The sequence below is a fragment of the Marinobacter sp. genome (genome assembly GCF_041687235.1).
Lineage (GTDB): Bacteria > Pseudomonadota > Gammaproteobacteria > Pseudomonadales > Oleiphilaceae > Marinobacter.
Genome location: NZ_JAWLCH010000005.1, coordinates 211,212 through 226,283, shown reverse-complemented (window position 1 = coordinate 226,283; position 15,072 = coordinate 211,212). Strand labels below are relative to the sequence as shown.

General features: G+C 51.0%; 14 protein-coding genes. 12 read left to right on the top strand and 2 right to left on the bottom strand.

Features of this window, described 5'->3' with window-relative positions:
• Nucleotides 1-196: 196 nt before the first annotated feature.
• Nucleotides 197-1,465, top strand: coding sequence for a replication initiation protein (locus tag ACESMK_RS09885; RefSeq protein ID WP_372997746.1), 1,269 nt, complete (start codon nt 197-199; stop codon nt 1,463-1,465).
• A gap of 177 nt (nt 1,466-1,642) precedes the next feature.
• Here the strand turns inward: ACESMK_RS09885 and ACESMK_RS09880 are convergent, their stop codons facing one another.
• Nucleotides 1,643-2,038, bottom strand: a complete 396-nt coding sequence (locus ACESMK_RS09880; RefSeq protein WP_372997744.1) for a hypothetical protein — start codon at nt 2,036-2,038, stop codon at nt 1,643-1,645.
• Nucleotides 2,039-2,160: 122 nt separating this feature from the next.
• Between ACESMK_RS09880 and ACESMK_RS09875 the strand changes: the two genes are divergently transcribed.
• From ACESMK_RS09875 to ACESMK_RS09825, 11 genes are all read left to right on the top strand, one after another.
• Nucleotides 2,161-3,414, top strand: coding sequence for a hypothetical protein (locus tag ACESMK_RS09875; RefSeq protein WP_372997742.1), 1,254 nt, complete (start codon nt 2,161-2,163; stop codon nt 3,412-3,414).
• A gap of 62 nt (nt 3,415-3,476) precedes the next feature.
• Nucleotides 3,477-4,685, top strand: coding sequence for a S8 family serine peptidase (locus tag ACESMK_RS09870; RefSeq protein WP_372997740.1), 1,209 nt, complete (start codon nt 3,477-3,479; stop codon nt 4,683-4,685).
• Nucleotides 4,686-4,861: 176 nt separating this feature from the next.
• The gene (locus ACESMK_RS09865) at nt 4,862-7,051 is read left to right on the top strand and encodes a DNA topoisomerase 3 (RefSeq protein WP_372997738.1); all 2,190 of its coding nucleotides are present in this window, start codon (nt 4,862-4,864) and stop codon (nt 7,049-7,051) included.
• 95 nt (nt 7,052-7,146) lie between these two features.
• Nucleotides 7,147-7,671 carry a single-stranded DNA-binding protein gene (ssb, locus tag ACESMK_RS09860; protein ID WP_372997736.1) on the top strand — a complete coding sequence of 175 codons (525 nt, stop codon included), beginning with the start codon at nt 7,147-7,149 and terminating at the stop codon, nt 7,669-7,671.
• A gap of 387 nt (nt 7,672-8,058) precedes the next feature.
• Nucleotides 8,059-8,460, top strand: a complete 402-nt coding sequence (locus ACESMK_RS09855; protein WP_372997734.1) for a hypothetical protein — start codon at nt 8,059-8,061, stop codon at nt 8,458-8,460.
• Between the two features lie 229 nt (nt 8,461-8,689).
• The gene (locus ACESMK_RS09850; RefSeq protein WP_372997732.1) at nt 8,690-9,274 is read left to right on the top strand and encodes an SCO family protein; all 585 of its coding nucleotides are present in this window, start codon (nt 8,690-8,692) and stop codon (nt 9,272-9,274) included.
• Between the two features lie 10 nt (nt 9,275-9,284).
• Nucleotides 9,285-10,790 (top strand): methyl-accepting chemotaxis protein, encoded by a 1,506-nt coding sequence (locus tag ACESMK_RS09845; RefSeq protein ID WP_372997730.1) that lies wholly within the window; start codon nt 9,285-9,287, stop codon nt 10,788-10,790.
• A gap of 3 nt (nt 10,791-10,793) precedes the next feature.
• The gene (locus ACESMK_RS09840; protein ID WP_372997728.1) at nt 10,794-11,441 is read left to right on the top strand and encodes a DUF192 domain-containing protein; all 648 of its coding nucleotides are present in this window, start codon (nt 10,794-10,796) and stop codon (nt 11,439-11,441) included.
• Nucleotides 11,442-11,644: 203 nt separating this feature from the next.
• A complete protein-coding gene (locus ACESMK_RS09835) occupies nt 11,645-12,181 on the top strand; it encodes a hypothetical protein (RefSeq protein WP_372997726.1) in 537 nt (178 codons plus the stop codon).
• Nucleotides 12,182-12,201: 20 nt separating this feature from the next.
• A complete protein-coding gene (locus tag ACESMK_RS09830) occupies nt 12,202-12,522 on the top strand; it encodes a helix-turn-helix domain-containing protein (RefSeq protein WP_372997724.1) in 321 nt (106 codons plus the stop codon).
• A gap of 110 nt (nt 12,523-12,632) precedes the next feature.
• On the top strand, nt 12,633-13,496 hold the full coding sequence (locus ACESMK_RS09825; protein WP_372997722.1) for a hypothetical protein: 864 nt from the start codon (nt 12,633-12,635) through the stop codon (nt 13,494-13,496).
• 112 nt (nt 13,497-13,608) lie between these two features.
• Here the strand turns inward: ACESMK_RS09825 and ACESMK_RS09820 are convergent, their stop codons facing one another.
• Nucleotides 13,609-14,943, bottom strand: a complete 1,335-nt coding sequence (locus ACESMK_RS09820) for an IS200/IS605 family accessory protein TnpB-related protein (protein ID WP_372997216.1) — start codon at nt 14,941-14,943, stop codon at nt 13,609-13,611.
• Nucleotides 14,944-15,072 lie beyond the last annotated feature (129 nt).

The window sequence follows — 15,072 nt, the reverse complement described above, 5'->3', positions numbered from 1 at the left end:
GCTCAAACCTTTTTTCAAAATTAGGCCTGCGAGTTGGCGCTCGCAGTTTATGCCCAAGCCATGATCGGTGATCACATGGATACTCAACAACTCCGATCATAGCTTGCGGGATCCTTTTGTGCAACAAAAAGGGGCTTGCATGCTCTCCCTATGCCTTCAGTTATGGGCTTTGGACTCCAGAGGTAAGGGTCAATAGATGGGCGTCTTTACGCCGATCCAATACCCAACTGCTCTCTCTCGATTCTATGGCGAGGCGCCCTACTACCCACGGTGTTCTTTCAACAAGACGGCCGTACTCAGTCGCCCTCGGCATCTAGCCTTCGATTACCCGTACATGCAGGTCAACCGAAACGACATGCGGAGTTGGTTGGTATTCGACATGGATCACGCGGGAGATTGGCTCTGGGAGTCCGAGGATTTCCCCGTACCAAACCTAATTGTTCGAGACCCTCGGACTGGCTCAAGTCATTGGTTTTATGCAATTGAGCCTGTACTAACTGGCCCGACCGCCCGCCCGAAACCTCTTCGTTTCATGCAATCGGTTTATAGGGCCATGCGCTACCGGATCAACGCGGACATTGATTACGCCGGTGGACCAGTAGCGAAAACGCCAGGCCACCCCCAGTGGGAAACGTTGGAACTTCACGGGGATGTTTATTCTCTTGGTGAGCTGGCTGACTACCCATACTTCGATGAGTACCAGGCAAAACAGCCTCCGCCATGGCGCTCAAATATGCGTGAGGTGTCTGACGACGACGGCACTCAACTTCATTCCCGTCATGTGTCTCTATTCCTGAGTCTTCAGAAGATCGCGTTCTCCTCTGTCTGGTCATTCAGGTGTCAGGGATCGAGAGCTTTCCCTAAGTTCTACAACCATCTGCTCTCACGGGCTCAAGGATTAAACCGTTTCAGCTCTATGGGCTTTTCGAAAGGAAACCTGCCCCACTCTTCCCTGAAAGCGACGGTGAAGAGTGTGAGTCGATGGGTTTGGGACAACTACTACGCCAGCTCCCGACCCAACCTTGGGGTTATGAACCTCGACCCTTCGTTACCTCGAGAAGAGAAGCAGCGCTTGTCTGCCACTCGAACTCATGCACTGAAAATAGAAGCAACAAGAAAGAGGATCCGCGCAGCTGTTAACACGCTGAACTCCTTGGGCGAAAGCATTAGTTTTACCTCCGTAGCCCGAGAAGCTGGGCTATGCCGGCAAACTGTCTCCAAGCACAGATCAGTGATTGAGAGCACCTTAACAGACCTCGAATTACAAGCTGAGAACTCAGCAAATAGCGACTCTCATGCGGCTCAGGAATGGAGTACATTTGCTGTTAATTTTGCTGCATATCAGGTAACTACCGTTGTTGATTGCTTTAACGATAGAGAGCTAGTCCGATTAGTGAGAAGCGGGGGAAGTTCACCGTGGCAGGAAGATGCTGACATCATCCCTAAATGTAGAGGCGGACCCTAACACCAGGATTTGACGGTTAAATATTGAACAATCTGTTTGCCGGTGAGAGAAACTCCGGACTTTATAAGCGGTTAAGCTAATTGTTCACAGGCTTTTCCACAGATTCTGGTGATAACTCAGATTTTCTAATGAGACACGGACACTTACGAGCACTACTTAAGTGCCTTCGAGGTGATCTCAAACTGCGATTCTGTGGTCTTGGATAACTCGATCGGCTCCTGCAATTGAGCTTACGAACTCTGTGTGAACATTTCGAGACATGTAGATTTCAGCCAGGTCTTGCATGACTGCAGGTTTTACATGAGCTCCGACAATGACAACTTGAAGTGACATACCATGAGTAGCTGACCACCAGTTCAGATCAGCAATCCGCTTTCGGGTCTTGGCAGATGTAAGACTGGCCATGTCTGCCTTTGCGCTGATGAACTCCGACAGATCGACGACCTTTATCCAGTCCTTACACTTCCGCTTCTGGACCATGGCTTTGTAGGCGGCTTCATAATCGAGAAAGCTGATGCCTTCCCAGGAAGAAAGCGATTTCACCCATAGCTGGTTTTTTGACCATGAAAGCATGTACCGCCCTCTAAAAATATTTGGTGCGCTTTATACGCAAAAGTGAAGTGCTAGTTCAACTTCACTACAGTTTCAAATGATGCGATTATCCGTATAATAAAATTATTATGGAAACAAACCAAGTGAGCATGCCCATTGTGAGAAAACAACTTGCAGCATCATTGCTAGCCGCCGCCATCATGACAGGATGTAGCTCCACTCCTGGTGATATGTCCGAATCTGGGAACGGCTCAATCACGACATACAGGACGGGGGACGTCCCGTTCAGCTACCCGGAATCTCTTCTTACGGGCTACAACAGTCGCGAATGCCTGAAATGGTCGAACAGCAACATAGTTGCAACCGATAAGCTATTTCTGTTCAACGCAGCTGGCATGACTCCCAATCAGTCCGAAACGTTGGCGAAACGGCTTGATGGGGAAATAAACAAGCTGTCCACATCTCTGGACTGGGCGCCGTATCGTTGGTTAGACAGTTTGCCAGTAATTAATCAGCCCAATGGCGCAGCTCTGTTTGCCGACTCGCTCGTTTCATTAGACAGGCAGGTTGGTACTGCAAGGATTTCCTCTGAGCTGGCAGAGAAAAACGCATCCTCGGTTCCGACCGATACCAAGCCGATGTTTGTGGCTCAAACGACCAAGCAAGTTGAGGTCCTGAATTACGTTCTGCCCGGCTTCAAGCCAGTCAATGACTGGAGGGCTCCGTCCCATCATGTTTACAAGCATTTCCTGAAACTGCCTCGAAAAGAGCGGGTTGAGGCTGTCCGAAGGTTTAACCAGATGTCTGCATTCGATGCCATGACAGACAAATTCGAGATGTTGCCAGGCAGAATTCTGGTTTGTGTTTACCGCGAGCAGACACCTCTCTCTGACTCTGAAAGCCATGATATGGGGATCAACATCAAGGCCGGCGCTTCGGATCAGGCGATACGCTCTGCGTTAGTAGGTGCCTATCAGGCGGCTCGGACCCGGGCTTATGGGCAATTGGATGACCTGATCCCTGAATGGTTCCTGGTCGGCCAGCGGGTGTTTCATGGGGGTGAGAGAGTTGCTCAGCTTGATGAGGCTTTGTACAACAGCCCCATCAATTCGCATGGCAGCAGCTACAGTAAGAAGCCAGAGAATTACCCTGCCCTTTCTGGGCTTGCTTACAAGTACATAGGCGAGTCCAACGAAATGTCGCTGATTGCCAGCTTGTTGGATGCTGTGCGGTACCGGGATATGCCGGCTATCGGTGTTGAGAGCAAACACCCTGAGCGGTTCTTTAATCAGGCTTTCAACGATCGCATGAGAGCGCTTGATGATGGGCCACTTACCCTACGGGGGTTCGACTATGGGTGGAATGGGTTTGTGGGCGAATTGCACCAAATGCAGTAACTTGACCCGAGCATATAGTTATTTTATCATTTAAAAAAGGTTAGGCAATCACAGGAGAGATCATGAAACGTTCAATTTTCGCAGTTACTTTTTCATTTACCCTTGCGGCCTGCGGTGGCGGCGGGAGCACCGATGGAGGAGATACCATCGATGGCCCGGTAACACCTGGTGACGGTGCTGTTGAAGCTGACCATCTCGGCGCGATCAATGCTGATTATGCGGCAAACCTTTCTATTACCGGTGCGGGCGTAACCGTTGCCGTCATTGACTCTGGTGTGAATGTCGATCACCAGGAATTTGCTGGCAAGACCCTGAACCAGAACAGTGCCTCTTTTTCTGACCCAAACAGCGTTTACACTCAGCAGGAAATTGAAGATATGAACCTGTCTGGGAACGACTTTAATGACGCCATTGAAACGGGCCCTCAAGAAGACGTTCAAGGCCACGGCACCCATGTCACCAGCCAGATCTGGGGTGAAAACGTTGGTGTTGCACCTGGTGTTGACCTCCTGATGCTGGACGTTTATGAGCAGTTCTCACCGAACTCCGTGACAGCAAAAGGCCTTATTGAAGATCTCAGTGGCTGGGGTGTGGATTTCGCCAACGCTTCTTTGACTGGCGTTGATTACTACGAAAACAGCAGCTTTCGTGATGAGCGTGAAACGTTCGCGCCACTTGATCAGAACGACATCGGTTGGATCGTGGCCGCCGGCAACTTTGGCTTGGACATGACCGACGTGTTTCTGACAAACCCTGTTGACTGCGGCGAGCTGACGCAAGAGCAGCGTGATGCCAGCTCTGTTTGCACCTTTATTTTCGATGCAACCACCGTAGATCTCCTGGTTAAGGACCCGAGTCTTGCTGATAACACCCTGTGGGTCGGTGCCGTGGATCCCGTGACCTTCGAGATTTCTCAATTCACCCTGAGTGGCGGCGTAGAATCCAGTTCGAATATTCCGGGCAGTGATCCAGAAATTCAGTCTCGCTGGATTTCCGCCCCGGGAACCCAGATCAATGGGCCGTTTTTCGACAACAATACGGACTACCTCAGGGTTTCTGGCACTTCTCAGGCCGCCCCTATGGTGACTGGCGCCGCGGCACTGGTTAAGAGTCAATTCCCGACTCTGGACAACGCTGCAGTTCTCCAGATCCTCCTGGACACTGCAGATAGCAGTTTCACCGGGTATGACATTGCCAAGCATGGCCAGGGCGTGCTGGATATTGAGGCAGCGCTTCAGGTGAATCCGGAGGATTATGCCGCCATTCGGTAAGCCGGTGATAATGGTTCAAAAAGCGCTCTTTTGAGCGCTTTTTTTGTGCTCTAGGAAACGAATCCCATATTCATCATCTTGTATCTGCGATCAATAAACATAACTATCGATGAATTTAATAAAACAATCTGGTACATTTTCAAAGTTGTCTGATCAGCTTAACAAGAGTCTCATGCATGGACTTGTATCTTTGTGAAAAACCCAAGGTCGGCCGGGCGGTGGCCAGCATTCTGAAGGCGACTGACCGCAAGGAAGGCTATGCCACTGATGGCGGCCAGATCTATGTGACGTGGGCCATTGGCCATCTTCTGGAAGTGTTTGAGCCAGGCGAATACGACGAAAAATGGAAGCGCTGGAATGTTGAGCACCTGCCCATTCTCCCCACTCAGTGGCAGATGAAGGTAAAGCATAGCGTTAGAAAGCAGTACGAGGTTGTTGAGAAGCTGCTGAAGAAAGCCACAAAGGTTTATATCGCAACGGATATCGATCGTGAAGGTGAGGCAATTGCCCGGGAACTTATGGATCGGGCAGGATACTGGGGTACTACGTATCGAGTGCCTATTGCCTCACTGGATCCAGTTAGCATCCGAGATGCTCTCAACAACATTCGCCCCGGAGAAGAGACCTACAACCTCTACATGGCCCAGATTGGCCGGACGCATGCGGATTGGCTGATCGGCATGAATTTCAGCCGGCTGACGAGTCTCACGGCCCAGGCTGCCGGCAGCCGTGAATCATTGCCTGTTGGGCGCGTTCTGACTGCGATCGTTGCACTGGTTGCTTACCACGATGAACGACGGAAGAGCTTTGTCCCTCACGATTACTTCACCATCGATGTTGTTGGGGACTTCGCCACAGGGCGCCTTAAAGCCAGCTGGATTCCACCTCGCTCACTCACCGATGATAACGGGCGCTGTATTGACCAGGCTTTCGCGCAGAAGTTGGCGGTCCAGCTAAAGTCCGCTCCTATCACCGTTGCGGATGTTAAGACACGGGAGACATCGAAGAAGGCCCCTCTCCCGTTCGATATGACATCTCTGCAGCAGTATTGCTCCAACCGCTGGGGCTACTCGGCTTCTAAGACTCTGAAAGCCGCTCAGGAGCTGTACGAGACTCACACGTTGATCACTTATCCACGATCGGACTGCAAGTACCTGCCGGATTCCCAGTTCCCGCAAGTGCAGTCTATCTTTGATGCCCTTGTTGAAGGTGATCAGTCGCTGGCGGATAAGGTTGCGCTGGCGGACTCAAGCAAGAAACCTCTGACCTACAACACATCCAAGGTTGGCGCTCACCACGCGATTATCCCCACCACCAAGAGTGCGGACTTCAAGTCATTACCAGAAGCAGAACGGAACGTGTTTGATGCGGTTCGGTTAAGGTTTATTGCGCAATTCTGTGAACCACAGGTTGCTAAGGTCACCAAGATCAACCTGGAGTCGGCCGGACACAAGTTTTTGGCTTCCGGCAGTATCCCAGTGTCACCAGGCTGGACTGCAGTATATGGCAATGATCCCGAAGCCTGCGATCCGAAAGATGACAAGGATGAAGACGAGGACGATGCCGATAAACAACAGTTGCCGCATCTTGAGGCTGGAGACCAGGGTACGGTTGCGGACGCCTCTCTTCAGAGCAAGAAAACTCAGCCGCCGAAACCGTTCACGGACAGCACCTTGTTGGGAGCAATGAATAATGTTTCCCGGTTTGTAGATGAGCCGGAGCTCAAGAAGATCCTTGATGAGAAAGACGGAATTGGCACCCAAGCGACTCGCGCCGGCATTCTCGATAACGCTTTCCGGTACGGCTATCTCGAGCGCAAGAAGAAGCAGATTATCGCTACAGATAAAGCCTACGGAATGCTGAAGCTTGTCCCTCCTGCCCTGGCCTCACCTGGCATGACCGCCGGTTGGGAAAAACAGCTGGACAAGATTGCAGCCGGAGAGCTCTCTCTGGAAGAGTTTGAGCAGAAGATCGTGAACTGGATGACCAAACTGGTGGCTGTGGGTAAGGAAAAGATTGCCTCAAACGATCTTGGATCTGCGGCAACGGACTTTGCTGAGAAGGCTGAGGAGTCGAATTACAAGTGCTTTGAGTGTGGCTCAGCGCTCAAGCGGATACGTGGGAAGAACGGCCATTTCTGGGGATGCCAGGAACGCGATAAATGCGGGGCCACGTTCCCCGATGCCAAAGGGAAGCCCAAGCAGCGGGAGAAGCAGCCAGATAATGCTCCGGAATGCCCGGATTGCGGTAAAACCATGCGCCTGCGTACGGCAAAGAAAGCAAAAGGCAAAGGTAAAGGGCTGTCCAAGTTCTGGGGGTGCAGCGGTTTCCCCGAGTGTAAAAGCACAATGGAATTGGAAAGCTAAAAACCTCTTGCAATATACACCGTGCAAGGTGTATTATATGGGTTCTGGTTAGGAATTCACAGATTATTTTTCAGGATTAGGAAAGAGGTTAAATTATGGGCCGTGGAATCAATAAAGTCATATTAATCGGGAACTTAGGCGCAGATCCTGACACCCGTTATACACCAAATGGTAATGCCGTTGCGAATTTAAATATTGCAACCGATGAGAGCTACAAAGATCGCCAAACCGGCCAGCTGGTCCCTAAAACCGAATGGCACAAAGTCGTGATGTTCGGGAAGATCGCTGAGGTTGCCGGCCAGTACCTGCGCAAAGGCTCGAAGGTTTATATCGAGGGCAAGCTTCAGACCCGCAAATGGCAGAACAAAGAAGGCCAAGACGTCTACACCACCGAAATCGTTGTCGATATCAACGGACAGATGCAGATGCTGGATAGCCGTGGCTCGGACGGCGGCGCTAATCAAGGTGCTCCGGCTGGGCGTCCACAGTCATCAAACAATGGCCCCTCTGGCGGTCATCAGGGCAATCAACAGGGTCAATCTGGTGGCTACAGCAATCAGCCGGCCCAGGGCAGCATGCCTGAGCCCGTTGATGATTATGAGGATGACATTCCCTTCTAGCTTATTGATTTAAAAGGATTTTTATAAATACCTCTCTATCGTAGCTATCATAGGGAGGTATTTTTGGTTTTGCAAAGTTTTTCGCCTATCACCTATTTTCTGCCATGCAATCTCTTGTATACTTTGACTGTTCCGGGTCGGGAGTAATCCCTATCGATGCCTCGGTAGTTCTCAGTTTGGTGCCTCCTGTTTGTCCTAACCTGCAAGCTTGACTCCTTTCTGATCGGCCCGGAACTTCTCTTTCCTTCCCCCCCTCCCTGCTGTGAATTTTGTATACTTCTGTGATGTATTGCGCATTCTTGTAATAAGGCCTTGTTCGTTTTTGTCCGTTCTTAGAATATCCCCGCGTTACTAAAAATTGACCTTCAGGGGTCTCTGGAGATAGCCGTGATTGAGCTTACTGGGCGTGAATGCTTTGGATACTGGGAGCAAATCAAAGATGAGCTTATTGAGATCGGCGAGGAATTGATGGCCCGAAGAGTGATTCGTCACTATGAGGTTGAATGCTTCCCTGGTGTTAACAATATTGGCCAGGAGGTTCATGCTGTTTTTTACAATAGAGGGCATGACCGTAGCGTTAGCTTGTGGGTTACTGAGTTTTTCGGATCGAACAGAAGAGATGGAATCGGTTGTAAGGCACAGCTCTGGGGCAAACCAGTTCAGAGCAGACCAGATGCACACCACAGTGTTCGGCTCTCAAAGCAAGTGGCCATCCCCCTGTCAGGAGAAGCTATATCATCTACGATATGCGACCTTATTTTGGAAAAGACACCTGTCATGGTTGTATAGCCGCATAGCAACGAAAACACGATCCCGAAGCCGGAAATTAACCCCGGCTTTTGCTACCTTTTCTTGCATATCCTCAAAAGTTATAATATCATTTCGGTTAACTTAAACAGCTCCTAGGTTTTCTGGGGGGACTGGACTAACAACCCTCTCACGCACACCCCCAGATCCATTCAGGCCCGCTCAATGAGCGGGCCTTTACTTCTTGGGCTCCCTAGCTGGAAGGTCGACCATGACCATTAAGCAAAAATCCTCAGTCTTAATGATCATTCTGCTCCTGATTGCCATGGTTACCGGGTTGCCTTACCTCCAATTCTTGTTTCAATCCAAGCAGTTCTATGGTCACTACAACCCAAAGACTGTAATGAGCATCCCGGGTGTGAAAACTCCTGCTTCTGGAATAAATCTGGTTTTCTTTGGATTTGGCGACTGCACTGATACCTGCCCTACACAGTTAGCCAACTTGTTATCTATCCGAGAGCATCTTAATCCAGATCAGGTTGGATTCGTATACGTCGCGCTAGATGCAGATGCGCAAAAACAGGATGAGCTTCAAAAAGCATTTCGAACTTGGAATGCCGGCTTTCAGGTTTTTGTTCCAGATACCGTCAAGCAAGCACAGAAGATATTGAGGAACTATGGCGGCAGAGCCGCAGACAGGGGGAGTCATTTCCCATCATCTGAAAGGTTCTCCCATGATGGCTGGCTTTACGCCGTTAACGGAAATAGCGAGCGGTTGATTATTTATGGAACACCAGCACTTGAGATTGCCCTGGTAGTAGAGGATTTAACCAAACTTCTCGACACAAACGGCTGAGGTTAGCCCCATGTTTAAACTTGCTAATACTGCGAAGCAAATGGAAGCTGCTGACAAACAGTTGCTGGTTGTTTTGCTTCTACACATCCCCATTGTCGGCTTTCTCGTTCCTATGGGGTACGGGACTACTGTATTTGCTCTAACGGCTTCGGTGCTGGTTGGGATTATTGCAGGGATCGCGTACGCATCTCTTAAGGGCACTAGGGCCTGCGGGCTTGTCCTTGCAACCTGTCTAATGCTTTTCTCGGCAATCATGATCCAAGCGCAACTTGGTCGGATTGAAATGCACTTCCATATTTTCAGCGCTCTGGCCCTGACGATTCTTTATCGCGACTCACTGGTGATTTTGGCGGCAGCTGCCACCATTGCAATTCACCACCTTGCATTCACTGGATTACAGCTCGCCGGGGCAAATGCCCTTGGTCAGCCTATAACCATTTTTGACTATGACTGCAGCTGGGGCATCGCATTTCTTCATGCTGCCTTTGTAGTTTTTGAAGCTGGTGTATTGGTCTATTTTGCTTCTGAGATGGCATCGGAGCGTCGCCGAAACAACCGGATGATTGACCTGATAACAGAGTTTGATGAGAACAATTCAATCTCTCGCCGACTGGAGGATGATGACCGAACCAGTCTGGCGTTCAATAAAATGCTCGATGGGTTTGTTAATCTGATCAATGGCTTCAAAGGGGTCACCGAAGAGATTTCCAATCAGTCAGATAAATTGGCGGGCTTAAGCACACACACGAAAACTCTTACTGAATCACAGAATTCCGAGTCCCAACAGGCCGCATCGGCAACAGAGGAGATGTCTGCAACCATTCAGGAGGTTGCACAGAATGCCCAGCTGGCTGCCCAATCTGCTACTGAAGCGGCCGAAGCATCGGAAGAAGGACAAGGGTTGACTGAACAGGCGGTTGGTAAAACCATCAAGGCCTACGAGATGCTTGAGGATTCTGTTGAGAAAGTGAGGAGCCTGGCTCAGCAGATTGAAGACATTAACCAATTCATCACTTCAATAAACGAGCTTTCCGATCAGACAAACCTTCTGGCCCTCAACGCTGCAATAGAGGCTGCCCGTGCTGGTGAGCACGGCCGCGGCTTCGCTGTTGTGGCGGATGAAGTCCGTACGCTTTCCCATAGGACTCAGGAATTTACAAAGCAGATTAAGGATACGATTACGAATCTCACAGAAATTGCTGAAAGGAGTCAAAACAGCATTACGTCCAGCAAAGATGTTTCAGAAGAAGCTACGTCCTTGCTAGAAAAGGCTCAGATTTCTATCCAGCGTATTAACGATTCAGTCCAGAAGCTCCAGATGATGAATGAGCAGACGGCTTCTGCTTCTGAGGAGCAGTCGGTTGCCGCAGGAGAAATCAACAAGAGCATCCAGGCCGTTGCTGCCAGCAATGATGAGGTGCTTGAGGGCTCGAAAACCACAGCATCAATTTCTGAGGAGTTGGTTCGCATGGTCGAACAGGCAAGCTCCATGGTTGATAGGTACCGGGTGACTTAATTAATGGGACAGCCTGCGCAAAGCGATCTGGATAACAAGAGCCAGAGCAGCATTTTTGATCACTGGATTTCAGTTTTGGGGATTATCGCATTGGTAAGCTTTATCGGCGCCGGTCTGGGCATCTTCGCTGGTATCAAGCTTGAAAGCCTCCCCTCTAACAGGCCAATTCCTGCTCCTCCGATATCAACTGAGAATAAAACATCGGCCGAGCAGTCCGGCGATTCTTTGGTGCGATCTATCTTTGCTAGGGTCTCTGGCTGCATTATCACAGCCAGAGACGAGATCTCCGTCATCTTCTATATTGCAGACACACCTGAACTTAGGCAAAGAGGGTTGCAAGGTGTTCCAGGGCTCCCAAAGAATCACGGGATGCTATTCGTCTACGACACCATACAGCCATCAGAGTCACAATTCTGGATGTATCAAACGCCGATGAATCTTGATATCAGCTATCTTGACTCAGAAGGCCAGATTCAGAGCATTCAACAAATGCAGGCATGTTCTCTCGACTCTGACTCCTGCCCCCGATACAAGGCCGGAATTCCCTTTAAAGCGGCTGCAGAGTTTCCCCAAGGATTTTACCGCGCTAACGGCATAACAGTTGGCGATCGCATCTCACTCAACGCTTTCGGTTCTTGCGGAAACCCCTGATTTAGCAACAAATCTTCAATACCACCTTCCAATGCAATTTTCATCTTGCATATAATACACCTTGCAAGGTGTTCTTGTTTCTGTATAATGCTCCTTAGGTTAGGACAAAAGGAGATTCCAATGAACTGTAAAACAGGCACCGTAAGTCTGTTCTTTTTACCGCCAGCCCAGGACTTAGCAAGACTCTTTTGGGGAGGTCTGGCATGAGCTACAAGCGCATTATGAGCGGCTTTTTCGTTGAAGTTACAGATCTCAAATCCGACAAGTCTGGGGATATGGCTTCAGTAAAGGTTGAAGTTTTCACAGAGAATGGCGGAACACGCCTCTGTAAAGCTCACCTGAATGCTGGATACGTTGTTCAGGGAGTTGCATGGACTGACAACGGTGAGATGCATCAGCATGCGATCGCTAAGATCGGACTGAATCACCATAACGCCCACGCCCTTAACAACTCCAGGATCCAACGGTACCTTCCTCGTGAACTGGAAACTGATCGAGAAGTGTTCCAGGCAATGCTGGAGCATGGTATTGCGGTGCTGGTTGAGGACCGTTTGCGAGACGATTACTACCGGGCCCGGGCTGACGAATTCATCTTTGCCAGAACCTCAAAAGATCAGATTGCCAGCATTCCTGGCACCTATGATCCGAACAAGAGGGGTTGTTGGCGTGAATATATTAATGAGCGACTTCCTGATGATGAGGATGTCCTCGAGATCATCAACGACCGTTACATCAACTGAACGCACAACATTATTGGAGAATGACCATGGATAAAATTTCAAAGCAGATCTCAAACCGCCGGAACAAACTCGGACTCTATCAGTCTCAGGTCGGCCAGCAGGCCAATATGACCCAGCAGCAATATCAGCGGATTGAAGCTGGTGGTGAGTGCAAGCTGTCTTCTTTGGAACGTATTGCCGAAGCAATGAGCCTGGAACTGGCCATGATTCCCAAAGAAAAACTGGGCTTAGTTGAGGCGGTTTTGAACGCCAGTTCAGCTGCAGAAGCCATGAATGCGATCCACATGATCTCTACCCAGTTCGAAAATTCGGCCGGGAAGGAGTCGTCTGAAGCAGCCTAATAGGCATTTAAAGGTTCCTCAATGCATGTATTTCGGCTAATTTACTGTCGGTGCTCTATAATTTTGAAATTTATTGGACACTGCATGGATTATTAGCGGGAGACAACCCAATGGATGCGAACTACCTCTATATCCCATTGAGCGTTGATGGGGTTAACGGCCTGGAGTCTGTACTGGTGCACAAAGACACCATTAAGCAGGTTATCTTCAAAGGCTGCCGGGTAATCGAAAGTCCGCTCATCCCTTCAAGTGGCAGCGTTGAGTTGCCGCCAATTGAAGAAGGAGTGGTAATTCAGCTGATGTCGAAGCTGAAGCCTGATGAGCTGAGTGACCTGATCGATGACAACTCTCTGAGTTGGCAACAGGGCTACGTTCTACCAATGAACGCGATCGAGACAACTGTTGACGAATCTGAGGAAGTGCAGCCGGTTGGCGCGGGCAAGCTAATCATGGCTGGCACGCTTGATGATGACGGCAATCTCTATCATGTCCTTTCGGCTAATATGGAGCTTGCTCGCCGGTACTGCAGGGTGCACCTGTTGCCTGAGATCATCTACGATCCAGAGGAGGCGCTTGAACGGTTTTACACTTTGCGCCGCGAACTTGAGATTTATCTCGGCTACGGCGTCAAGAAGTTTACCGGATTCCAGAGCAACTATTTCGATTTAAGCCAGGACAAACTCATGAAGGCTGTCCGACTGGTCGAGGTGGTTACGGAAGAGAAGTTCCCGAAATTCAGGGACTGCCTCTTTGAGCCGGCTTTCCGGCAGGATTTCCTGTCTCAATTTTCCGCAGAGATGGATGAAGATGAAGGTGATGGGATAAGTAAAGAGCGCGGAGCTGACCTCTTCATTCTTTTCTGTCTCATCCGTGATCTTGAGGGCACTCCGGAAGCCCTAGAGAACCTGCCGAACACTGTTCCCAGTGCTCTCAAGCAGTTCCTGGGCCGCATTGTGTATCGTCAAAGCGATTAACCAGGCCCGGCAAACGTTCGCATTCTAAAAGGGGCCGATCGGTTCCCCTTTTTTGTGCCTTGAACCCTCCGACGACTCATTCGGAGAATTGAGTCGCGGATTCTGATCACTCTCACGCGGCGTTGGCGGTAGGCCAAAGCACGGAGAGCGTCACCGGGGTTCCCGGTGTACGGGCAGACGTTGGCTGACCCGCACGGGCAGACGGCTTACGCCGACCGCCCTGAAAATAGACCAACCCTCGGGCCGCGATGTTGTAAGCCGCGTTGAGGTCGGCGTGGTACCGCTTGCCGGAGGCAAAGGTACACAGGCTGTAGTTGCTCGCATCCCGCTTCACAGGGCCGGAACCATCGAACGCCTGGGCGCTGGTGCCTCGGGCATAGACCAGCACCGACCGCAGCCCGGCTTCTTGCGCCTTGCTCTGAATCCGATCCACCAGCATCCGGTGAAACCACCGATGGAAGCGAGCTTTCATCGCAGAACGCTTGCGACCGGCTTTCGGACGCCAGCCTTTCAGGTTTTCGGCTACCACGGCTTCGCAGTCATGAGCCATCGCCAGATTGACCAGTTTCCGGCTAATCTGATGCGCCTGGTTATCCGCCAGCCGCTTGAGGCGCTGGTGATCCCGGGCACAAAAACCCGCGGGCAGCCGGCTACCGTGGCGCGTGTGTTGTCGCGCCTTCGAACGGATGCGCTGCATCAGTCGATGTTCCCGGTCTTTATCACTGCGCCTGAGGAATCCTCGGGCGTGGACAGTGCCTTGATCATCGACTACGGCCCAGGTCGCTGCGGTGTTGATGCCTACATCCACGGCCAGCACCCGTTTCGGTGTCCTGGCCGGCGCTGCCGGCGTGAACTGCTCCGGCAACGATAACCCCCACTGTTTGCCATTGAAGGTCAGCAGTGGGGACTTGGCGGTTCCGCGACCGCGATAACGGAGCTTCCCGGACAATCGAAAGCTCATCCAGAGCCAGTCGTTGCGATATCGGACTTTGATGAAGGCCTGCGTGGCGGCCTCGTTGAGCTTGATGCACTGGCCGCCGTACAGGCTTGGAAAGGTGTTGGTGCTGGCGGTCAACCGTGGTGGCCGCGAATGCAGATGCCGGCGCTGGCCGTCGAGCCAGTCGCCATAGCGACTCATGAACGACCGAACCTGGCCGACGGCATCCATGATGGCCACACGGCGCAGGTAAGAGGGGAGCTTGTAGTACCGGTTCTGGAAGTAGCGGTAGCGAACACTCGGACGCTTCGAGGTCGGATGGATCAGCCCCTCGATCACGGCCACTGCCTCGTTGCCTTTGGCGGGGCCAACCGATGGCCAGTGCTTGAAAGCCACCGTCATCAGGTCTCGCACCAACCGACGATACAGCGCCAGCGTCTCGGCCAGCGCGTCGCGCTGGGCCGGACTGTCGGCGTGGATTCGGAGTCGATCGGAGCGAATAATGGTCATGCGAACACTGTATAAATAAACAGTCCCAAAAACAAGCCGCCTTGACTAGCGACTCATTCGAAGAATTGAGTCGTAGAATGCGGCGGCATTTTGTTCAAGAAAATCTCCCCGCTGTTACATTCCAAAACA

Coding starts and splice junctions, on each gene's coding strand:
- ACESMK_RS09865 (WP_372997738.1), top strand. CDS start 4,862: ATGGACTTGTATCTTTGTGAAAAACCCAAGGTCGGCCGGGCGGTGGCC.
- ACESMK_RS09830 (WP_372997724.1), top strand. CDS start 12,202: ATGACCATGGATAAAATTTCAAAGCAGATCTCAAACCGCCGGAACAAA.
- ACESMK_RS09885 (WP_372997746.1), top strand. CDS start 197: ATGGGCGTCTTTACGCCGATCCAATACCCAACTGCTCTCTCTCGATTC.
- ACESMK_RS09845 (WP_372997730.1), top strand. CDS start 9,285: ATGTTTAAACTTGCTAATACTGCGAAGCAAATGGAAGCTGCTGACAAA.
- ACESMK_RS09870 (WP_372997740.1), top strand. CDS start 3,477: ATGAAACGTTCAATTTTCGCAGTTACTTTTTCATTTACCCTTGCGGCC.
- ACESMK_RS09880 (WP_372997744.1), bottom strand. CDS start 2,038: ATGCTTTCATGGTCAAAAAACCAGCTATGGGTGAAATCGCTTTCTTCC.
- ssb (WP_372997736.1), top strand. CDS start 7,147: ATGGGCCGTGGAATCAATAAAGTCATATTAATCGGGAACTTAGGCGCA.
- ACESMK_RS09850 (WP_372997732.1), top strand. CDS start 8,690: ATGACCATTAAGCAAAAATCCTCAGTCTTAATGATCATTCTGCTCCTG.
- ACESMK_RS09825 (WP_372997722.1), top strand. CDS start 12,633: ATGGATGCGAACTACCTCTATATCCCATTGAGCGTTGATGGGGTTAAC.
- ACESMK_RS09835 (WP_372997726.1), top strand. CDS start 11,645: ATGAGCTACAAGCGCATTATGAGCGGCTTTTTCGTTGAAGTTACAGAT.
- ACESMK_RS09840 (WP_372997728.1), top strand. CDS start 10,794: ATGGGACAGCCTGCGCAAAGCGATCTGGATAACAAGAGCCAGAGCAGC.
- ACESMK_RS09820 (WP_372997216.1), bottom strand. CDS start 14,943: ATGACCATTATTCGCTCCGATCGACTCCGAATCCACGCCGACAGTCCG.